Source organism: Methylobacterium sp. J-088, assembly GCF_022829295.1.
Lineage (GTDB): Bacteria > Pseudomonadota > Alphaproteobacteria > Rhizobiales > Beijerinckiaceae > Methylobacterium.
This window is the reverse complement of the sequence record NZ_JAKSYH010000129.1, coordinates 12,869-32,569: the sequence shown is the minus strand read 5'-3', so window position 1 is coordinate 32,569 and position 19,701 is coordinate 12,869. Positions and strand designations below refer to the sequence as shown.

Genomic DNA, 19,701 nt, shown 5'->3' with positions numbered 1-19,701 from the left:
AGCCTATTTGCGTGGCTTTTAGGTATCTGGGCGTTGGCTCCCGTGACCCTGGCCCGCAGGCCATACCTCAGGGCGGACCATTCCAGTGGTTCATCGCCGAGTTTCGTGGATCAGGCTGTGATCAAGAAGCGACGACGAAGGAGGTCGAGCTTTGCTCGACCATACATGGACCGTTTCAGCAGTTTGAGACGGTTGATCTGCCCTTCAGCTTGTCCGCCGCTCCAAGGCGATTGCAACGCAGCGTGAACCGCGGCGCGATCCTGATCGAGGCTGTCGGCAAAACTCTCGACGACGCGTGTCCCGCATCGCTTCGCCTTATCGAGCCAGTGATCGAAGGCGGCTGCAGTCTCGGCCCTTGCGTGTCGGATGTCGCATCGGCCGCGGACAAGGCTGCAGAACTGGCGAGTAAGATCCACGACCCTGGCAGCTTCGTCGTCTTGAAGAACCCGCGTCACTGTCGCGGCTGCCTCGACGTTGAGAGCATGGGGTTCCTGCAGGAGCAGCCACAACAGGTGCTTGGGCGAAGGTAGTGGGGACGCTTTCGACGGCGCCGCGGATGGCGATGTCGGCCGTTGCCGAGCTGTCGTTTTCACCGGACGCGCGCGTCGTTCCTGGAGCCAGCGGCAAACCTGTTTCGGGGTGCCGGAGAACCCCAAATCCCGAAGCTCGCGCCACAGCTGCATGGCGTTTTCGCAGCCTTTGTTTAAGCGGGCTTTCAGGTGATCGAGGTGTGGATCGAGAATGCTCGACCCTGGTCCTCGTAGGCCATGCCTTGGGAAGCGTTCGGCGAAGGCGTACTTGCGGACCGTGGCGCGGGCGAGACCCGTTTCGCGATTGATGCGACAGAGTGAGTGTCCCGCTGCGCAACGACGGCGGACATCGTCATAGAGGATCTCCCATCGTGCAAACGCCGCAGCCCGCGTGAGCGCCTCGGCAGGCGCTCGCGGAAACGCCTTGGTACGGCGGCTCGATGCAGCCGTCGGTGCTGGTGACGGCAGTTGCTTGAGGCGTGGATGAACCCGAGCAAGCCAGCGTTCGATCATCTGCCACGTGTTGAGAAGCAGATGCCAACGATCGGCAACCTGAAGGGCATCGGGTGCTCCCATCGCGGTGCCACGTGCATACTCGGTCGAGCGGTCCCGCGCTACGACCCGGATCTGTGCCTCGCGTCGCAGCCATGCGGCAAGCGTTCCGGCCGAACGATCCGGCAGCAAATCGATCGGGCGACGGCGTTCAAGATCCACCACGACCGTTCCGTAGGTCCGGCCCTTACGCTTCGCCCAATCGTCTACGCCAATAATGTGCGGTGCAGGTCCGCTCGGTAACGGCAACGCACGGATGGTCCGCAACACGGTGGTGGCACTCGACGGCATGGACAGATGCGACAAAAGCCTGGCCGCAGGCTGTCCACCAAGCACATGCCCTGTTCGCGCTTGCGCCGTTGTGAGGCGGTGCGTGCGATGGGCGTAGCGCCGCAGCAGATGCGGAAACCGCTCGGCGAAGGTCAGTCGTCGACAGCCAGAGTGATGGCAATAGAAGCGTCGGATCGTGAGCCGTAGCCGAACGATCTTTTCATTTGCCGGTAGATCGGCAGGCCGTCGCTGGTATCGACTATGGACAGCGGACTTGGACGTGCGGCAGGTCGGGCTGCAGGCGTGATCACGCCGACCTTCAGCGACGATGCAAAGATGACCGGGGTCAAGCCGCGTCACGTCGAGCATGCGGCAGCCGGGAAGATCGCAGAACAGGCTCATGCCAAGATCTGCGATTCACTCCCACCTTCGACCAGAGGGCATTCTCACAAAGCCTGATCCACGAAACTCGGCGATGAATCTCCGGCATCGTTTCACGCAAATAGTGCCGGACGATCTTGGCACTGAACGGTTTACCGATGAACGTAGCGCTCCCAGGCCGATCGCCCGGTTGGTGCTCGACCTGACCCGAAGCGACCACGACCGCGACGTGCGGCCAGCGCTCGGCTGTTTGGCACGTAAGGTCGAAGCCGTCTACACCCCCCGGCTCCTGCACAAGTGTTCTGCCCGGCTGATCACGAGGAAGGCCCCGGTGACGGTCGGGGGCCGCTATCCCCTGGTCGAAGCCGCGCCGACGCACGCCGACATGGAGGGCAGAAGAATCGCGAACAAGCTCCTGCTGATCCCCAGCCGCCTGACGTCTGAGGTCCGACGCCGGGTTGCTCGCTCTGCCGTCAAAGCGGAGCATCTTGGTCGGCGACGTGCAACCGGGGTGGTCGAACCCCATACCGAGGCGCGGCCCCATTTCGCGTCACAAGCTTACGATCTCGGCGACGGCACCGGGTCGCTTATGGTTGAGCTTCGCGCGCCCTCAGCACGTCGAGCCGATACTTGTCGGTCCGGGCTTGACTATGGACGCGCAAGAACGTGCTGCCGCGGTCGATGAACTGCTCGGCCGCTGCGTCGCCGGTGAGGGGGTAATGCGTCTCGCCCGTCCAGTGCACCAGCCCGACGTCGCCACTCGCCGCGAGGGCACCACGCACTCGCTCGACGAGGCGCTCCACATCATCGGCATCGAGATAGTAGACGACTTCCGACAGCAGGATCAGGTCGAAGCTGCCCTCGGGCCAATCGTTCGGGACTTGCGCGAGCCTGAGGTCGACATGCGCGAGATCCCGGCAACGGGCGCGTGCCCGATCCAGCGCTCGCTCAGCGAGGTCGAGGCTGACGAGCGCGTCGCAGCGTTCGGCGAGCTGCCGCGTGAGCACGCCGATGGAGCAGCCCACCTCGAGGACGCGGGCGTACCGAACCCGCGGCAGGGCAGCGAGCGTCGCGGCGTACTTCCCGCGCTCGTAGTCGCTCGTCTCGAACTGCCAGGGGTCCAGGTCGGCGGCGTAGAGCTTGTCAAAGTAGCTCGGCGGCAAGGTGCCGGCATGTCGCGTCAAAGGATGCCTCCCGGTGTGAACACATCACCGGCCAACCCGCCGATGGCCAATATCTCGGCCGCCGCCGTGGTGAGGGCCCGGTCCGGAGCGGGCTGGCGTAGGTACGTGGCGAGGTCCCGCGAGAGCCGTTCCAGAGGATGTTCGCGCAGGAAGCCCTGCAGGCCGACGGAACGCTGAGCGAGTTGAAGCACATCGAGGCCGGCCTTCTCCACCGCGAGTCGAGCCAGGTTGACGAAGGCGACGATGCGTTCGGGGGCGAGATCGTCCTCGGCGACAATTCGGGCGGCACGCTCGACCCACTGCCGGGCGCCCTCGACCGCGATGGCGCCCTCGCCGAGGCGCGCGAGTTGGTGAGGGTCGGCTCCCCGTTCGAGCCGCGCTAGGTGGTGACGCCATGCGTCGAACACGGCCTCAATGCCGCCGAGCTGCACGGCGGCGAACCGCCAAGCGCCGCCCGAGAAGACCGGCTGGCGGTGGTAGTCGTCCCATCCGCCCAGGATCTCGTCCTCAGTGACGGCGATGTCCTCGAAGTCGACGGTGCCAGTTGCTGACGCGCGCATACCGTGGGCACGCCATCCCGAAAGGTCGGCGCGGCTGCCAGGTTCCAGCGGCACGACCAGCATCAGCGGGGCGGCACCCGGCTCGCGCTTGACCGTCACCAGGGCCCGCGTGACGAAGCCAGCACCCGACGCGAAGGACTTCACGCCGCGGAGCCGGCGGTCATCCCCGAGCATCAGACAGTCACCGGGCGGGTCGGTATTCCAGACCCCGAACAGGTGTCCGTCGCGCGCATCCGCGAACAAGCGCGCCCGCTGCGAGAGTGTACCGTACCGGGCGACGAGTTGGAGCGCATTGACGTGGCCTTCGTAGATGCGCCCGAGCGCGAGGCTCCCGTACCCGACGAGGCGCAGCACCGCCGCGAGGCCGCACGCATCCGGCTCCTCACCGAGGCCGACGCCGCCCTCGTCAGCAGGAATGGGCGCAGCGAGCAGGCCGAGGCGGCCGAGGTCGGCGACGTCCTCCGCGGGGAAGCCGTCGTCGCGGTCCTGTTCGCTGGCACGGCGAGCGGCCGTAAGCGCCGCCTGCCGCGCGGCCGCCAGTGCGTCGTACGCCAGGTCGGGCGGGGTCCTCTGGTCCATGCGCCTTGCTCCCATCAGGCCGCCGCGGCGGCGATCTCTTCGACCGTGCGGCCTGTCAGGACCGAACGCGGTTGCGCCTCCAAAATGTCCGGCTCGCCCGGCTTGCGTGCGATCTCGTCGCGCGACTTGAGCAGAAGCCAGGAGACATGCCGCTCACGGGGTCGCGGTTTCATGCGCGTGAGGCGCCACCGCCCCGTTAGCTTCTCGCCGAGCAGCGTGAACGCCAGCGACCCCGCCGCGAGCGCCGGGACCGGGTCGCCGTCCGGCTCCCAAGTGCCGCGGTCCCAAAGCAGCACGACGCCCGCCCCGTAGCTACCCGGCGCGATCACGCCCTCGTGATCAGCGTAGTCCAGGCCGTGGTCGTCGACCTCGACGGCCAGGCGGCGCTCGCCCGCGACGAGGCTCGGACCACGCGTGACCGCCCAACTTTTGAGGACGCCGCCGAGCTCCAGCCGGAAGTCGTAGTGCAGGCTGCGCGCGGCGTGCTTCTGGACGCGGTAGGCCAGGGGCTCAGGCATGGCCGGTCTGTTCCGCAGACGTTTGCGAGGCACTCTCCACCGCAACGACTTTAGGCCTACTGGAGCGGCCGCGGACCCGGCTCGTTAAGCGGAGCAAGCTCAGGGCAGCGCGGGCGTGTAGGATCTGTCGAGGAAGTTCGGCAGGCCGCAGCGGGCGATACCGAAGCATGGGGCTCGCTGCCTCCGTCGCGGCGAGCATGGCCCCAAACGTGGGGAGGTTCGCTATTCTTCGGGCCGCCTCCGTCCCGATGCCCAGCAACGGAGCCCAGGGCGCCTTGCGACCGAGGCGTCCCGAGGACTGTAACTCTTTCATCCTCCGTCGCAAGGCGAACCGGAACAGGGCCCGCGGCACCGGCTCTAGACGCGGGTCACACGGGCTCTCCGGCACCTGGCAGCGCAGCTTCATCGTGTCCGCGGCCCCGCCCGGCGCGCGCCCGTCGAGCCGGCCGGAGGTGACGACGAGGATGTCCGGGTCGTGCCGGACCCGCGCGTCGCTCGACAGTAGCGATGACACGAAGGCCTTGTCCTCGCCGACCGCGAGCGGTGGCATGCCGCCGACCTGCCGGTAGGTGGCGAGCCGGACCGCGAGTGTCGCCCCCGAGGTCGTCCAGTGCCGCGGCCAGGGATCGTGCGCAACCGGATTGATCCGTGCTTCGAGCTCCGTGAGCAGCGCCTCGTAGGCGCCCTCCAGCGCACCGCGCGCGTGCAAGGATGCGGGCAGGCGCGCGGCATCCGCCTCGTCGAGGGCGATCCGGCCGGCCACCGCATCGACACCCTCCGTGATGGCGGCGAGGTTGCGTGCGACCCAATCGTTCGGGACTCGACTATCCGCGTCGGTCGTGAGGATGACGCCGTCCGACGTATCGCTCTCCTCCAACCACGCGGCTGCGGCCTCCATGGCCTCCCTCCGTGCCCATCCCGCGTTCGCCTCGGCATACGCTCGCTCGATCACCCGAACCGAGCGACGCAGAGACGTGCGCAGGGCTGCGACCACATGGGCGGTGCCATCCGTGCAGTTGTTCAGGAACAGCAGGACACCAAGCCCGCTTCCCCCAAGATCTTCCTGCCTGTCGAGCGCACGCAGGCAATGTTCGATGCGTTCGGCTTCATTGAAGACCGGAACAGCGACCACCGCTCGCAGGGTCTGGTTCGGCATTCCTTGATCGGCAAGTGACGCCACAACTTCTTGCTCGGTCAGCACGAATATCTCCGGGAAGCCGGGTTATGCACCGGCACCACGCAAACCTGCCGCGCGGCACTCCTGTTCGGGGGCCGAGCCAGTTTTCATCCGGCGACGTTGCCGCACCTGATACGGACCACATGCAGCCAGCTTTCAGCCTCGGTGCTCTGAACTTCGCCCTGGCCGGCGCACGAGAGGGCTTCGGCCCCTTCCTTGGAGTGTATCTGCAGAAGCAGGGCTTCGATCCCGCGGCCACCGGCTTCGCCATGGGTCTCGCCGGCTTCGCGGGCCTACTCGCAACGACGCCGGTCGGGGCGCTGATCGATCGGACCACGTACAAGCGGGCGGCCCTTGCAGTCGCCGTCCTCGCCATCGCCCTGGGCGCCGTCGCTCTGATCGCCACTGGCAGCCTATGGCTGATCGGCCTGTCGCAGTTGGTCATCGGCGTCGCCGACACCAGCATCGCGCCCCTCGTCGCGGCGGTCACGCTCGGCATCGTCGGACAGAAAGCCTACGGCCACCGGGTCTCACGCAACGAAGCGTACAACCACGCCGGCAACGCCGCGAACGCCGCATTGTCGGGGGTGCTCGGCTACACGCTTGGGCTCAGCTACGTCTCCATCGCCATTGTGGTTATGGCGGTCGCCTCGTGTGGGGTGCTGCTGACCGTAGACGAGAGCAGCATCGATCATGGCACGGCGCGCGGCGGTGAGCAGGACGAGCGCTCGACGCTGCGCGTGCTTTTCGAGACGAAGCCGCTCCTGATCCTGGCGGCCACCGTGTTCGCCTATCAGACCGCCAACGGCGCCATGTTGCCGTTCTTGGCGCAGGCACGCACCGCGGCGGGCGCCGATCCGAGCCTGACCACCGGCGTGATGACCGTGGTCTCGCAGGCCACGATGGTTGGGGCTGCGCTGCTCGCCGCGCGCGTCGCGAAGGGGCGTGGGCATGCCGACGTACTCACCATCGCCCTCGGTCTCGTCGTGGTTCGAGGCATCCTCGCGGCGTTCGCCACCTCTTGGCTGCTGGTTATCCCGGTGCAGGTGCTGGAAGGCTTGGCGATGGGCCTGGGCGGCGTCGCTATCCCGGCTCTCGTGGCCGAGATGATGGAGGGCTCCGGTCACGCTACAGCCGGGCTCGGCGGCGTCATGACAGCCTACGGTGCGGGCGCAACCGTGAGCCCGTTACTCGCCGGGCTCGTCGCTCAGTACCTCGGTTTTTCGGCCTCATTCTTCGCCTTGGCCGGTGTCGCGGGCATCGGCTTGGTCGTGTGGACGATAGGCCGCCGCCTGGGCACGAGCGCTCCCTCAGGGCAAACTGATGAGGTGTCTGCCAAGCCGGCGTGACGCTTCGGAGGCTGCAACATGGATGCGCGAACGGGAGCGAAGTTTTGGTCCAGCGTCTTGACAGGCTCCTTCCCGGCCTTCGTGCTCCTTCAAGGCTCGCTCTACGCCGCCTACGGGACGGAATCACCTTTCCTGCCGAGCTTCCTCGGCGAGCGAGGCCTGAGCGCGGGCGAGATCGGTGCCGTGCTCGCCGCGGGGACGCTCATGCGACTCGCCGCGGGCCCGGTCGCAGGTCATCTCGCTGACCGCTACGACGCGACCAGGGCCGTCCTTGGCTTCGCCGCCGCCGCTGCTGGGGTGATCTCCTTCGCCTACCTCGCTGGGTACGGCTTCTGGCCACTGATGCTGGTCAGCGTGCTGCATGCGAGCGCCATCGCAGCCCTGGCGCCGCTGTCCGACGCGCTCGCGCTCACCGCCGCTGAGCGGGAGGGCACCTTCTCGTATGGCTGGGTTCGGGGTGCCGGTTCGGCAGCGTTCGTGCTCGGAACCCTGGCCTCAGGTTTGCTCGTCGCCCGAGCTGGCCTAGCCAGCATTATTGTGTCCAGTGGCGTCCTGTTCCTCGCTATGGCAGTCGCGACGAGCCGCGTTCCGGCTGCCCATCCGCGGGAGCAGCAGGCAAGCCTCGGCCTCGGCGGCATACGCGCGCTTCTCGCCCTGGGGCCGTTCCGCCGGATGCTCGTCGTGGCGGCGCTGGTCATCGGCAGCCACGCGCTCAACGACGGCTTCGCGGTAATCCTCTGGCGCGAAGCCGGCATCAGTCCGAGCACGATCAGCCTGCTGTGGTCGGAGAGTGTCACCTCCGAAGTCTTCGTTTTCGTGCTCGCTGGTCCGTGGTTGCTGTCGCGCCTCACCACCGCCCAGGCCGCGATGCTGGCGGCTGGGGTGGGCGCGCTACGCTGGACGGTTCTCGCCTCGACGGCCTCGGTCCCGGTTCTAGCCATCGTCCAACTCACGCACGGTCTGACCTTCGCTCTGCTGCATCTCGCCAACATGCGCCTGATCGCCTCGGTCGTGCCGGAGCGCCTCGCCGCCACCGCGCAGACCCTCTACGGCACGCTCGGTCTCGGCGTGGCCTCGGCTGTCCTGACCAGTCTCGGGGGCTTGCTGTACGGTCGCCTCGGCGCGGGTGCGTTCTGGGTCATGGCCGGCCTCTGCGCGCTAGCCCTGCCTCTCGCAGTCGGCTTGCGGAACGGCCGGACTTAAGCTTGGCTCAGGGTTTCGATCTGCACATCCTGGCGCGTCTCCACCTCCCCGTCGCGCACCCTCGCGTCGCTTGAGACCCCTGCTCTGTTCATCAAGATCATCAAATTTTTGACGAAGCACCCCATTCGAAGCAAGCGCGCTCTAATAGTTCCGCCCTATCGCAGTTGCCCATGGGCAAATTCGACAATTTATTGACACACGAAAAATAGATATATTTTGGAAATTTGTCTTCTAAGATAAGTCCGATCTTCGTATGTTGAGCGAAATAATTCCGAGCATGGTCCCTAGAAATATTTGACCCATCGTTTCGGTTTCGATCGGCATATTTGAGACTATTGATCGCTACAGGCTATAGATCCGATTCTTGGTACCGGCGGCTAGCGGCTGCTCTCCACCCTTGCCAACGGCGGATGGAGCCATTGGCGTTTCCGGCAAGCTCTGATTCGTTCGCTGCTCAGCAACTTCGGTTCAGGAGGAAGTTCACGCACAGGGTGGCTGGCTGTGTACAGCTTGCAGAACGCAACTTTAGCTGAGAAGCGGACCTTCGGCTTCGCGCCCATCCCGGTCGTCCAGCAGCCCTGCGCCCTGTACCGGAAGCGGACCTCTGACACCGGTGCCGTCCGCGATCCCGGCGCCTGTCACGGACACGCCGCCGAAAACCGGCTTTGCGTCGCGGCGCGTCCTCGACGAAAGCGCAGCGGCCTCACCGTCGGCTTGCCTGAAGCAGGCGCCACATTACAGAGTCCGCCAAGGCGGGCCGACAGGGCTACAGCGAGTATTTCGATGGGGGGCTGAGACGGGCAGAGCAACGCTGGGGGATGCGCTTCACGTGCAGTCTTCACGTGCAGTTCGGAGAGACTGTCGCGATTCCGCCAGACCTCTCGAGCCTGGGCACGTTGATCCAGATCGCAGACCATCGCATTCACCACCGCTACAGCGACCGCCCCGTCGAACCCCGACCTGATCCGGCTGATCTGCGCGCTGGCGCTCTCCGCACCCTCGAAAAGCGACCTATAGCAGCGCGATATCGTGGTGGTTGCGGATCCCGCGCTGCGGCAGCGGATCGCCGCGTTTCTCCCCCTCATGCCTCGGGTCCGCAAAGCTCCGGCTTTCCTCGTGTTCTGCGCCAACGGTGCGCGTCTGCTCGAGATCGCAAGCATGCGCGGAAAGCCCTTCGCGAGTGACCCCCTCGATCGGTTCTTCAACGCCACCGCCGACACGGCGATCGCCCTGGCGACGGCGATCCGCGCCGCCGAAGCGATGGGGCTCGGCTGCTGCCCAATCAGCGAGATCGGAAACAACGCGCAGGATGTTAGGCGGATGCGGGTCAGATCAGCCTACGCTGGCCGCTCGCCACGACCGTGCACGAGGACCGGTCTGGCTGTACGACCCTGGCGGCGGATCTCGTGGCCTACGGCCGTCGCCGCAGAGCCCAGCAGCCGTACCCCGAGCAGCGCAACACGGCCCGATGGGGTGAGGCCGTCGACTACGGCTGGTCGGCGGACAAGGCACGCCATTACGCCGAGCCGCAGCGGACGGAATTCGGCGCCTTCGTGAGACAGCGTGGCTTCAGGCTCGACTGAGCCCAGGATCCGTCGCTCAGGTCCCCGGCGGCGCGACGGCGGCGCAAACGATCCCCCTGTGACGATCTAGGGGGCACGCTCGACTCACGACCATACCGCTGCCTTCACTCGTATCTTCGACTCAGACCGGTGCAGAACTTTCGGGGGGCATGGTTCGTCCAGTCTGAGTCGGGACGCTTGTACTGCCCTGAGGCGCGCGATCACGTCGGGCGCACCTCCAGGCAGTGCGAAATGACGCGGCGAAGCCCTTCGCGCTCCCTGGCCGGGGTGAAGAGCGTTGCCCGCTCTGCACCAGACGCGTGCAGGTGCGCGAGAAAACAGGGCTCCTCTTCGGCTCGAAGCAGCTGCGCGGCCAAGGCCGCATCGTCCCCGACCGGGAAATAGCCCGGATGCTCCGGGCCCAATAGGCCGCGCGTCCCGGGAATTGCGGTGGCTAGGATCGGCAAACCGGCGGCGACCGCTTCCGACACCACGTTCGCGCCGCCTTCCTGCTGTGAACTGAGGACCATGACTCTGGCCCGCGTCAACCAGCGCCGAACCAGGGAGCCGGGCTGGTCCCCCAGCCAGTGGTAACGCGGGTTGTGCGCCATCTCGTCCCGGGCCTGATCAGCCCAGATCCGATCCTGCGCGCCGCCGAGATGTACGATCCGGATCCGGGATCGGTCTGGCAGGCGCCGGGCCGCGCGGGCCGCGCAGAGCGGGTCCTTGACGGAACGCAGATGCGCGACGACGAGAACCTCGAACGCATCGTCGGAGACCGGCCAGCGATGCGCCCGCGCCGTCGCAGACTGGTAGATCACTGTGACCTTGCTGCGGTGACGCGCCGGGAGGGCGGCGGGCACGCCATCGTGCAGGCCGATCAGGCCGTCCGCCAAATCGAGCGAGCGCAGGGTCGGCTCCGGGTCGGCCGCCAGATAGTGATAGAGATCCGTGCCGGTCAGGGCGACGACGAGCGGTCTATCCGGGTACCGCGCCTTGAAGCGCGCAATCGACGGCGCGCTGCGCCAGGCGTGAAGCGCCAGCATCATGTCGACGTCGGCCTCGTCCGGGTACGACGTTGACACGTCGACTTGGTGCCCGAGTTCGCTGAGGATGCGCGCCCAGCGCATCGCCGTGGTCCGATTGCCGGCACGAGACGTTCTCGCCGCCGGTGTGATCAGGCTGATTCTCATGGTTGCAACAGGATTCCGGGACGTTTGATGAGCGCACAGGTCTCGACTGCCGGTCTCGTGGCGATGCTGGGGGATGCCAGAGCGCGGACGCTCGAACTGGTGTCGGGCCTCGATCAGGAGCGTCTGATGGGCCCGCCGAGCGAGATCGTGAACCCCCTCCTGTGGGAAATCGGTCATCTCGCCTGGTTTCACGAACATTTCATCCTGCGCGGGCTCGACCGGGCCCCGCCCCAACTGGCGGCAGCCGATGGGCTCTACGATTCCGCGCGGGTGCCCCACGCGACGCGCTGGTCGATCCCCCTGCCGGCTTTGCCCGACACCCTCGCCTACATGGCCCGCGTGCAGGAGGCGCTCGTCCGGCGCCTCGACGGCCGCGAGCCGACGGCGCAGGAGGCCGACCTCTACCAGCTCGTCACCTTCCACGAGGACATGCACGACGAGGCCTTCACCTACACGCGTCAGACCTTGGGCTACCCGAGGCCGTTCTTCGCCACCTCGGCCGCAGCGCGGGACATGGAGATAGGTCCCTGGCCCGGCGACGTCGCGGTCGGCGGGGGAACCTGGCAACTCGGCGCCGAACCCGGCGGCGGCTTCGTCTTCGACAACGAGAAATGGGCGCATCCCGTATCCGTCGCGGCGTTCCGCATTGCCCGCGCGCCGGTGACCAACGGGGCGTTCGCCGCCTTCGTGGCGGATGGCGGCTATCGGGATCCCGCCTTCTGGGACGCCGAGGGGGCGCGGTGGCGCGACGGGTGCGGTGCCGAGCACCCGGTCTACTGGACGCCTCATGGGCGCGGCGACTGGACCTGCCGGCGGTTTGACCAAGACGAGCCGCTGGCGCCCGATCAGCCGGTCGTCCATGTCAACTGGTACGAGGCCAACGCGTATTGCCGCTGGGCGGGTCGACGGCTGCCCACCGAGGCCGAATGGGAGGCTGCCGCGGCCGGCACGCCGGCATCCGACGGCACGTTGAGCGGCACCAAGCGTATCTATCCCTGGGGGGATTCGACGCCGACGCCTGAGCGGGCCAACCTCGATGGAGGTCATCTCGGCTGTGTCGACGTCGCGGCCTTCCCCCAGGGCGACAGCGCCTGGGGCTGTCGGCAGATGCTCGGCAACGTCTGGGAATGGACGGCGAGCCCGTTCCTCCCGTTTCCCGGCTTCGCGCCGGACGCCTACAAGGAATATTCGGAGACCGCCTTTGGGACGCGCAAGGTCCTGCGGGGCGGCGCCTGGGCGACCCGCGCGCGGATGATCGATACCGCCTACCGCAACTTCTTCGGACCGGAGCGCCGCGACGTGTTCGCCGGCTTCCGGACGGTGGCTCTCTAGATCGGGAATCGAGCGGTCGCGACGGCGGCGACGAGGCGGAGCGCCGTCGTCGCGCCGTTGGCCTCGCCCTTCTCGAAATCGCCGGCCTGACCCATCTGGTTGGTCACGTGGGCGAAGCACAGGACGGCCTTGCCGCGCGCCTCCGCGAACGCGTAGAGGGCCGCAGCCTCCATCTCGACCGCGAGGATGCCCCGCCCCCGGGCCGCCGCGATCGCCCGTTCGGTTTCGCGGTACGGGGCGTCGGTCGTCCAGGTGGCGCCCCGTTCGACGGACTCACCGATCCCCGTCAGCGCAGGCGCCACGGACGCCACCAGGGCGCGCGGCGCTTCAACGAACTCGCCCGGCGGCAGGTAATGGTAGCTCGTGCCCTCGTCGCGGAGGGCCGCCTCGATGAGGATGAAGTAGGGCGGCGCCCGCAGGACCGTGATCTGTCCGGACGAGGTGATGCTGATCAGGAGTTCGCACCCGGAGGCAAACAGCTGCTCGGCCACCAGCACCGCGAAGGGTGCGCCGACCGCGCAACCGACGATGCAGATCGCGTGCCCGGATTCCTCAAACCAATGTAGGGTGCTGTGGTAGCAGGCCCAGTCGGGATCGGGCCGGGCCCGCCCGGTCGCGCAGAGGTGGCGGACGATGTCGCCGTCCGGATCGAGGACGCACAGAGCCGGCACGCGGCCGGCGCCGAGACCGCGTTGCCGGCGCGCCTCGCGGAGCAGGTTCTCCGGCGTGAATGTCGAGACCTCTCCGTGCGCCTTGTCGTGCAGGATCGGGGCGGTCGCCGGCGGGCGGGGCGGCATCAGTGCGCTCAGGCCTCGACGCGGATCGCCGCCGGGCCGGCCTCGAACCGCCCGACCACGGCCGCCTGCGCGAAGCCCGCAGCGCGGCACTGGGCGAGGATCGCCTCCGCCCGGGCGGGGGTGCAGGTCACGAGCAGGCCCCCGGAGGTCTGGGGATCGGTAAGGATGTGCCGACGCCAGTCCGGCAGGCCCTCGGGCAGCACCACCTGTCCCCCGAAGCTTGCCCAGTTCCGGTGCGAGGCTCCGGTGACGAAGCCCTCCCGCGCCAGGGCCTCGGCCCGGGGCAGGAGCGGGATGCCGTCACCGGCGACCACGAAGGTCAGGCCGGCGCCACGCGCAAGTTCGAGGCCATGGCCCAGCAGGCCGAAGCCGGTGATGTCGGTGATGGCGTGGACCTCCGGATCGCGCGCCAGATCCGCCCCGACCTTGTTGAGGCGTGTCGTTGTGGCGACGAAATCCGTGTAACCGGAAGCGTCGAGGGCCTCCCGCTTGATGGCCGCCGAGTAAATCCCGACGCCGAGCGGCTTGGTCAGGATGGCGACGTCACCGGCGCGGGCGTCAGCGTTGCGCCGGAGATGCGCACGGTCGCACGAGCCGATCACCGCCAGGCCGTAGATCGGCTCTGGCGTGTCGATCGAGTGGCCGCCGGCAATGGGGATGCCCGCCTCGGCGCAGGTGGCCGCACCGCCCTTCAGGATCTCGGCGACGATCGCGGGGGCGATCTTGCCGACCGGCATGCCTAGGATGGCCAGCGCCAGCATCGGCTTGCCACCCATCGCGTAGACGTCGGAGATGGCGTTGGTGGCGGCAATCCGGCCGAAATCGTGGGGGTCGTCCACCATCGGCGTGAAGAAGTCCGTGGTGGCGATCAGGCAGGTCCCGTCATCGAGGGCCCAGACCGCCGCGTCGTCGGCGGTCTCGTTGCCGACCAGCAGGCGCTCGAAGGGACCGGCGACCGGTTGGTCGGCCAGCAGCGTGCGCAGCACCGCGGGATCGAGCTTGCAGCCGCACCCGCCGCCATGGGCGAGGCTGGTGAGACGAACCGGGGGCGTATCCATCGATCAATCCTCTCGTGTCGTGATCCGGGGCGGACCGTGCCGGGTACCTTGTCACCAGACAAGCGCGGGCATCCGATACAGCCGGGTGGACGCGTCCGCCGGCGGGGGCTGCGCAGTGCCGATGTGGAGCGCTCCGAAGCCGTTTCCCAGCGCCCCCACCACGTCGAGGGCGACGGTGTCGCCGATCCCAAGGATCCGGGTGGGGTCGACGGGCTGGCCGCGCGACCGCTCAGCCTTGTCCAGGGCACGGCGATAGATCAGAGCGCCGGGCTTGCCGGTCTCAACGACGTGGCCCCCGAAGGCGCGGTAGCGCGCGGCCACGAGACCAGCGAAGCGCAGGTGCGTCGCGCCCACCGTCAGGCACGTATCCGGGTTGGTGCAGAGCAGATGCAGACCGCGTTGGGCGGCGGCAGCCAGTGTCGCGTCGAGGTCGTCGTCGCAATCCGGATAGCCTGTGCAGACGATCTGCTCGGCGGTGTCCACCGGGACCGGTGTGACCGGGAGGTCAGCGAACAGGACCCGGTCGCGCGCTGCCCCGATATGATGGACGCGCCGGAAAGAGGCTCCGACGAGGAGGCTCCGGGCGACGTCGGCCGCGGTCACGAGGTCGTCGTAGGTATCGCGAATCCCGCGGGCCCGAAGGGACTCTGATAGACGCGCCCCGGGCTCAGCTGCGTTCGAGATCAAGACGACCGTGCCGCCGCCGGCCCGGAAGGCGGCCAGCGCGGCGGCGGCGGCGGGGAACACCCGCGTCGCGTCGTGGAGCACGCCGAAGACGTCGCACAGGATGACCGCGTAGGCCTCCGCGAGCCGGCTCAGACCGGCGAGCGCCGCGGGCGCATCAGCCACAGGCGGGCCGCGCCTGGACGATCGTCGTGCAGGCGCTCTCGAGCTTCGGCAGCTCGCGGGCCGGCGCCATGACGATCGACAGGGGGCGGGCTTCGCCGCGCACGATCGGGCAGTACGGGTCGACCTGATCGAGCCGCTCCATCAGCCGCCGCCGCCCGGCGCAGCCGCCGTGGCAGGATTCCTCGTAAGCGCAGCCGCGGCAGGGTTCCGGCAGGGCTCGGACCGCCGTGAAGGGGGCCGTGGCGACGATCTGGCTGCCGGCCTGACGTAGGGTTTCGAGGCTCTGGCCCGTGCCGCCCCAGTACACGCAGGGTTGCACCGTCGCGCGGGGCGTGACGCGCACCGTGCCGACCCCGCATCCGCCCCGGCGCGCCGGGAGGCCCGCCATAGCCCGGACGAGCGGCTCGCCGATGGCGATCACGTCGGTCTCGGCGAAGAGGCGCGCGAACCCGCCCCAGTATTCCTCGTAGGTGAGCGCGAAGGCGTCCGTACGCACCGCCTGGTAGACGTTGATGCGCAGCGGCGCATCGAAGCCGCGGGCCAGGGCGGCGATCTCGTGCAGCCGGTCGAAATTGGTCCGCATCATCACGGCGATGAAGGTGACGCCGACGCCCAGCGCCCGGCAGCGGGCCGCCTGCGCCATCACAAGGTCCCAGTTGCCGGCGCCGCGCTGCGCGTCCTGCTCCTCCCGGGTGGGATAGTCGATCGAGAACTCCACGTCGGCGAAGGCCTGCACCGCCGCGTTATCCATCACGGCGATCGAGTGCCCGTTCGACGTGATCGTGAGTTTGATCGGCTCGGCCCGGAGCAGATCGAGAAGCTGCGGGAACTGGGGGTGCATGCCGTTCTCGCCGGTCCCCAGATTGACGGAGCGCACCGGCAGGCTGTCGAGCACCATCCGCAGCTGTTCCGGTCCGAGCCGGTCGAGGCGATCGGGATCGCGGTAGCAGAAGGAACAGGCGAGATTGCACTCGTTGGTGAGCCCGACACCCAGGGCGAATGACGGCGTCGGGGCGACGGTGTCCGGCTCCGGAGGGTGCAGCGTCCCGGCGTCCATGGCTGTAAATCCTCTCGCCTGATCTCGACAGGCACCATCGGGCGACCGGCGCCCGATTTCGGGCGTCGCAGCTTCCTTCGCACGGCAAGCCGCATCGGTAACATCACATCTTCAGCAAGATTGATCACCGCGGCCAAACTATACCCTCTACTCCGGAACAGCCGCCAAGGCTGGAAACGAACGGGACGCGGCCGTGACCGCGCCAGATGGGCCGATTGCCGCAGCGACGGGGCTCTGCGATTGGTAACCGCACGGCGCGGAGCCACGAAGAAGGGCCATCGGCAGGCTTTAACGGGTGCTCCGCTAGACATGGGCTAGCTGTCAGTTGATTGGACATTGATGCCGGCATGGCGTCGTTCGTAGATGGAATCCGAACAGGAGCACGCGATGCAGAGACGGACACTGGGCCGGGCGTTGCTGGGCGCGTTGGCTTGCCTCGTGCTGCCCCAGGCCGCCGGCGCGCAGGGCGGCGCCAAGCCGACCTTCGTGTTCACGGGCATTCCCGATCAGGACGAGAGCCGCCTCGTCGAGCGCTTCGGCAAGGTCGCCGCCTACCTCGAGGGCAAGCTCGGCGTGCCGGTGAAGTACCTCCCGGTGAAGAACTACCCGGCGGCGGTCACGGCCTTCACGAACGGGCAGGTCCAGCTCGCATGGTTCGGCGGCTTCACCGGCGTGCAGGCGCGTAAGGCTGTGCCCGGGGCGCAGGCAATCGCGCAGGGCGCCGAGGACGCGGCATTCAAGACCTACCTCATCGCCAACACCAAGACGGGCCTGACGCGCACGACCGACTTCCCGAAGGCCATAGCCGGCAAGACCTTCACCTTCGGCTCCCGCGCCTCGACCTCGGGCCGGCTGATGCCGGAATACTTCATCCGCGAGGCTTTCCCGGGCAGGACGCCCGAGGAGGTGTTTTCCCGCGTCGGTTTCTCCGGCGATCACAGCCGCACGATCCAGCTCGTCCAGTCCGGGGCCTTCGAGGTCGGGGCGGTGGACTATTCGGTCTGGGATCTCGACAACAAGGCCGGCAAGATCGACCAGAAGGAAGTCGGCATCATCTGGGAGAGCCCGCCCTTCCCGGATTATCAGTGGACCGTGCGCGGCGATGTCGACGCGATCTACGGTGCCGGGTTCACGGATCGGTTGAAGGCGGCGCTGATCGACATCAGCGATCCGGCGATCCTCGCGCCCTTCGCGCGCTCCAAGTTCATCCCGGTGAGCAATGCCGCCTACGAGCCGGTGGAGCGTGTGGCGAAATCCACGGGCCTGCTGGATTGAATGGCGCGCCGCCGTGAGCCCGTCCCAAGGCGAAGCCGAAGTCGTCCTATCCGGCGCGACGGCGGCTTATGACGGCAAGCCCGTCCTGTTCGGCGTGGACCTCACAATCCGGGTCGGCGAGCGCGTCGCGCTGATGGGGCGCTCGGGGGCGGGGAAATCCACCCTGCTCGGTCTGGTCCACGCCCAAGCGCGCGCCCGCGTAGCGCTGATCCCGCAGGCGGCCGCCCTGGTGCGGACGCTCTCGGTCTTCCACAACGTCTACATGGGCCGTCTCGACCGGCGCTCGACCCTGCACAACCTGCGCACCCTGGCGTTCCCGGCCCCCGCCGATCTCGCGGAGGTAAGCGGGATCCTCGGGGAGGTCGGGCTCGCCGACGCGGTCCGGGCGAAGGCCGGGGCGCTGTCGGGCGGCCAGCAGCAGCGCGTCTCGGTAGCGCGGGCGCTCTACAACGGGCGTCCGATCCTGATCGGCGACGAGCCGGTCTCGGCCTTGGACCGCAGGCAGGGCGGCCTGATCTTGGAGCGGATGGCCTCCCGCCACCAGACCCTCGTTCTGGCGCTCCACGACATCGCGCTGGCGCTGGCGCACACGGACCGGATCGTCGTCCTCGATGCAGGCCGGATCGTCCTCGACGCGCCCGCCTGCGACCTGGACGAGGCGGCCCTCGTCCCGTTCTACGGGCAGGCCGCATGAAGGCCGCGCGTTTGATGCCCGGCGCGGGCTACGCCACGGCGACCCGCTGGTTCGTCGGCGGCGCGGCGGCGGCGCTCCTCCTGGCCGACCTCGCCGTCACCAGCCTCCATCCCTGGGCCGACCTCCAGCGCCTGCTCGCCGGCCTGATCCACCCGGACTTCCCGGCAGTGGAGATCTGGAGCGTCGTCTACACCGTCGCCTTCGCGATCCTCGGGGTGACGCTCGGGGCCGGGGCCGGCTTCGTCCTCGCCATCCCGTTCGCCCGATCCCGGAGCGTGCGGCTGGCCTGTGCCGGCCTGCGCTCGGTCCACGAACTGTTCTGGGCGCTGCTGCTGACACAGGTGTTCGGGTTGTCGACGACCACCGGCATCCTGGCGATCGCGCTGCCCTACGCGGGCATCTGCGCCAAAGTCTATTCGGAGATCATCGAGGAGGCGGATCTGTCCGCCCTACGGGTCCTGCCGGCGGGGACCGGCGCCCTCTCGGCCTTCCTGTACGCCCACCTGCCCGAGGTCGCCGCGGCGTTCCGGCACTACACGCTCTACCGGTTCGAATGCGCCATGCGCTCGACCCTGGTGCTCGGCTTCATCGGCCTGCCCACCATGGGCTTCTACCTCGAATCCGCCTTCCGCCAGGGCCGCTACGCCGAGGCCGGGGCCCTGCTGCTGATCTTCTATGCGCTGATCGGCTCCCGCCGCCTCTGGATGCGGCTTTCGACCCTGCCGATCCTGCTCGTGGGCAGCGTTCTCGCCCTGCCCAAGACCATCGGGACGACCGACTGGCTGACCAGCCTCGGCCGCTTCCTCGGCCACGACATCGTCCCGAGCCCGCTCCGGTCCGGCGCTCTCCTCGACCCGGCGACCTGGAGCCGGTTCGGGCTCTGGCTCCGGCCGATCGTCACGGAGCAGATCCTGCCGGGCGCCTTTCAGACTCTGGTGCTGGCGCAGATCGCCCTGGTGGCGACCGGCCTCGGCGCGCTGATCCTGTTCCCCCTCGCCTCGCGCCGCTTCGCCGGGCCGATCGGGCAGCCCCTCGGGCGCGTCCTGCTGGTGGTGGTGCGCTCGACCCCGGAATACATGCTGGCCTACGTGCTGCTGCAGCTGCTCGGGCCCTCGATGCTGCCGGCGATCCTGGCGCTGACGATCCACAATGCCGGCATCGTCGGCTACCTGATGGGGCGACATGCCGACGATCTCGCCTACCGCCCCGATGCGCCGACCGGCCTGAACCTCTACGCCTACGAGACGCTGCCCCGGCTCTACGGGCAGTTCCTGGCCTACCTGCTCTATCGCTGGGAGCTGATCCTGCGCGAGAGTGCGATCTTCGGCATCCTCGGGGTCGCGACGCTGGGCTTCTACGTCGACGCCGCGATCTCCGAGCTGCGCCTGGACGTGGCCGTGCTGCTGATCGTCGCCACGGCACTCCTGACCGCGCTGGTCGATGCCCTGTCCCGCGCCCTGCGCCGGTCGTTGCGCCTCAGCGACCTGCCGACACGCCTGTCCAAGCCCCTGCCCGGGTCCGTGGCCGACCCGCCACTGCGGGCCGCCTGTACCTGATGGCGCGTAGCCCTTGAGAGGATCG

General features: G+C 68.2%; 17 protein-coding genes and 1 pseudogene. 8 read left to right on the top strand and 10 right to left on the bottom strand.

Annotation, left to right across the window (positions count from 1 at the left end):
* Window positions 1–110: 110 nt before the first annotated feature.
* The 5 genes from MKK63_RS13595 to MKK63_RS13575 form a co-directional block, all read right to left on the bottom strand.
* Window positions 111–1,754, bottom strand: a complete 1,644-nt coding sequence (locus tag MKK63_RS13595) for an ISL3 family transposase (protein WP_244002529.1) — start codon at window positions 1,752–1,754, stop codon at window positions 111–113.
* 566 nt (window positions 1,755–2,320) lie between these two features.
* Window positions 2,321–2,917: a class I SAM-dependent DNA methyltransferase gene (locus MKK63_RS13590; protein WP_244002527.1), complete on the bottom strand. Its 597-nt coding sequence runs from the start codon at window positions 2,915–2,917 to the stop codon at window positions 2,321–2,323.
* Window positions 2,914–4,056, bottom strand: coding sequence for an acyl-CoA dehydrogenase family protein (locus MKK63_RS13585; protein ID WP_244002525.1), 1,143 nt, complete (start codon window positions 4,054–4,056; stop codon window positions 2,914–2,916). The genes MKK63_RS13590 and MKK63_RS13585 overlap by 4 nt, the downstream gene beginning before the upstream one ends.
* A gap of 14 nt (window positions 4,057–4,070) precedes the next feature.
* Window positions 4,071–4,574, bottom strand: coding sequence for a DNA polymerase ligase N-terminal domain-containing protein (locus MKK63_RS13580; protein ID WP_244002523.1), 504 nt, complete (start codon window positions 4,572–4,574; stop codon window positions 4,071–4,073).
* Window positions 4,567–5,730: a glycosyltransferase gene (locus MKK63_RS13575; protein ID WP_244002521.1), complete on the bottom strand. Its 1,164-nt coding sequence runs from the start codon at window positions 5,728–5,730 to the stop codon at window positions 4,567–4,569. The genes MKK63_RS13580 and MKK63_RS13575 overlap by 8 nt, the downstream gene beginning before the upstream one ends.
* A gap of 164 nt (window positions 5,731–5,894) precedes the next feature.
* Between MKK63_RS13575 and MKK63_RS13570 the strand changes: the two genes are divergently transcribed.
* The 4 genes and pseudogenes from MKK63_RS13570 (at window position 5,895) to MKK63_RS13560 (ending at window position 9,886) form a co-directional block, all read left to right on the top strand.
* Window positions 5,895–7,100 carry an MFS transporter gene (locus tag MKK63_RS13570; protein ID WP_244002519.1) on the top strand — a complete coding sequence of 402 codons (1,206 nt, stop codon included), beginning with the start codon at window positions 5,895–5,897 and terminating at the stop codon, window positions 7,098–7,100.
* Window positions 7,101–7,157: 57 nt separating this feature from the next.
* Window positions 7,158–8,303 (top strand): MFS transporter, encoded by a 1,146-nt coding sequence (locus MKK63_RS13565; protein ID WP_244002517.1) that lies wholly within the window; start codon window positions 7,158–7,160, stop codon window positions 8,301–8,303.
* Between the two features lie 1,083 nt (window positions 8,304–9,386).
* A pseudogene (locus MKK63_RS32230) lies at window positions 9,387–9,563 on the top strand (NADPH-dependent oxidoreductase); the annotation flags it as partial.
* Between the two features lie 101 nt (window positions 9,564–9,664).
* On the top strand, window positions 9,665–9,886 hold the full coding sequence (locus MKK63_RS13560; protein ID WP_244002515.1) for a hypothetical protein: 222 nt from the start codon (window positions 9,665–9,667) through the stop codon (window positions 9,884–9,886).
* A gap of 200 nt (window positions 9,887–10,086) precedes the next feature.
* Here MKK63_RS13560 and senB read toward each other — a convergent pair whose 3' ends face one another.
* Entirely contained in the window at window positions 10,087–11,058 is a 972-nt protein-coding gene (gene senB / locus MKK63_RS13555; RefSeq protein ID WP_244002513.1) for a selenoneine biosynthesis selenosugar synthase SenB, read from the bottom strand.
* Window positions 11,059–11,085: 27 nt separating this feature from the next.
* Here senB and senA point away from each other — a divergent pair, with 27 nt between their 5' ends.
* Complete coding sequence (gene senA / locus MKK63_RS13550) at window positions 11,086–12,390, top strand: selenoneine synthase SenA (protein ID WP_244002511.1); 1,305 nt, start codon at window positions 11,086–11,088, stop codon at window positions 12,388–12,390.
* On the opposite strand, the gene MKK63_RS13545 is transcribed toward senA, so the two are convergent.
* The 4 genes from MKK63_RS13545 to MKK63_RS13530 are packed head-to-tail and all read right to left on the bottom strand — an operon-like array spanning window position 12,387 to window position 16,151.
* Window positions 12,387–13,187 (bottom strand): nucleoside phosphorylase, encoded by an 801-nt coding sequence (locus tag MKK63_RS13545; protein ID WP_244002509.1) that lies wholly within the window; start codon window positions 13,185–13,187, stop codon window positions 12,387–12,389. The two genes, senA and MKK63_RS13545, sit on opposite strands and share 4 nt — an antisense overlap.
* Window positions 13,188–13,195: 8 nt before the next feature.
* Window positions 13,196–14,245: a selenide, water dikinase SelD gene (selD, locus tag MKK63_RS13540; RefSeq protein WP_244002507.1), complete on the bottom strand. Its 1,050-nt coding sequence runs from the start codon at window positions 14,243–14,245 to the stop codon at window positions 13,196–13,198.
* Window positions 14,246–14,296: 51 nt separating this feature from the next.
* On the bottom strand, window positions 14,297–15,094 hold the full coding sequence (locus MKK63_RS13535) for a TIGR01459 family HAD-type hydrolase (RefSeq protein ID WP_244002505.1): 798 nt from the start codon (window positions 15,092–15,094) through the stop codon (window positions 14,297–14,299).
* Window positions 15,087–16,151, bottom strand: a complete 1,065-nt coding sequence (locus MKK63_RS13530) for a radical SAM/SPASM domain-containing protein (RefSeq protein ID WP_244002503.1) — start codon at window positions 16,149–16,151, stop codon at window positions 15,087–15,089. Before MKK63_RS13530 ends, MKK63_RS13535 begins: the two co-directional genes overlap by 8 nt.
* Window positions 16,152–16,538: 387 nt before the next feature.
* Between MKK63_RS13530 and MKK63_RS13525 the strand changes: the two genes are divergently transcribed.
* Genes MKK63_RS13525 through MKK63_RS13515 form a run of 3 tightly spaced genes read left to right on the top strand, consistent with a single transcriptional unit; the run spans window position 16,539 to window position 19,676 of the window.
* Window positions 16,539–17,426: a putative selenate ABC transporter substrate-binding protein gene (locus MKK63_RS13525; RefSeq protein WP_244002501.1), complete on the top strand. Its 888-nt coding sequence runs from the start codon at window positions 16,539–16,541 to the stop codon at window positions 17,424–17,426.
* A 13-nt stretch (window positions 17,427–17,439) separates the two neighbouring features.
* Entirely contained in the window at window positions 17,440–18,120 is a 681-nt protein-coding gene (locus tag MKK63_RS13520; RefSeq protein WP_244002499.1) for an ATP-binding cassette domain-containing protein, read from the top strand.
* The gene (locus MKK63_RS13515) at window positions 18,117–19,676 is read left to right on the top strand and encodes a PhnE/PtxC family ABC transporter permease (RefSeq protein WP_244002498.1); all 1,560 of its coding nucleotides are present in this window, start codon (window positions 18,117–18,119) and stop codon (window positions 19,674–19,676) included. The genes MKK63_RS13520 and MKK63_RS13515 overlap by 4 nt, the downstream gene beginning before the upstream one ends.
* Window positions 19,677–19,701 lie beyond the last annotated feature (25 nt).

Excerpts from the sequence above, each read along its gene's own strand:
- MKK63_RS13595 (WP_244002529.1), bottom strand. The coding sequence starts at position 1,754 with ATGAGCCTGTTCTGCGATCTTCCCGGCTGCCGCATGCTCGACGTGACG.
- MKK63_RS13570 (WP_244002519.1), top strand. The coding sequence starts at position 5,895 with ATGCAGCCAGCTTTCAGCCTCGGTGCTCTGAACTTCGCCCTGGCCGGC.
- MKK63_RS13545 (WP_244002509.1), bottom strand. The coding sequence starts at position 13,187 with ATGCCGCCCCGCCCGCCGGCGACCGCCCCGATCCTGCACGACAAGGCG.
- MKK63_RS13525 (WP_244002501.1), top strand. The coding sequence starts at position 16,539 with ATGCAGAGACGGACACTGGGCCGGGCGTTGCTGGGCGCGTTGGCTTGC.
- MKK63_RS13580 (WP_244002523.1), bottom strand. The coding sequence starts at position 4,574 with ATGCCTGAGCCCCTGGCCTACCGCGTCCAGAAGCACGCCGCGCGCAGC.
- MKK63_RS13530 (WP_244002503.1), bottom strand. The coding sequence starts at position 16,151 with ATGGACGCCGGGACGCTGCACCCTCCGGAGCCGGACACCGTCGCCCCG.
- senB (WP_244002513.1), bottom strand. The coding sequence starts at position 11,058 with ATGAGAATCAGCCTGATCACACCGGCGGCGAGAACGTCTCGTGCCGGC.
- MKK63_RS13585 (WP_244002525.1), bottom strand. The coding sequence starts at position 4,056 with ATGGACCAGAGGACCCCGCCCGACCTGGCGTACGACGCACTGGCGGCC.
- selD (WP_244002507.1), bottom strand. The coding sequence starts at position 14,245 with ATGGATACGCCCCCGGTTCGTCTCACCAGCCTCGCCCATGGCGGCGGG.
- MKK63_RS13575 (WP_244002521.1), bottom strand. The coding sequence starts at position 5,730 with ATGCCGAACCAGACCCTGCGAGCGGTGGTCGCTGTTCCGGTCTTCAAT.
- senA (WP_244002511.1), top strand. The coding sequence starts at position 11,086 with ATGAGCGCACAGGTCTCGACTGCCGGTCTCGTGGCGATGCTGGGGGAT.
- MKK63_RS13515 (WP_244002498.1), top strand. The coding sequence starts at position 18,117 with ATGAAGGCCGCGCGTTTGATGCCCGGCGCGGGCTACGCCACGGCGACC.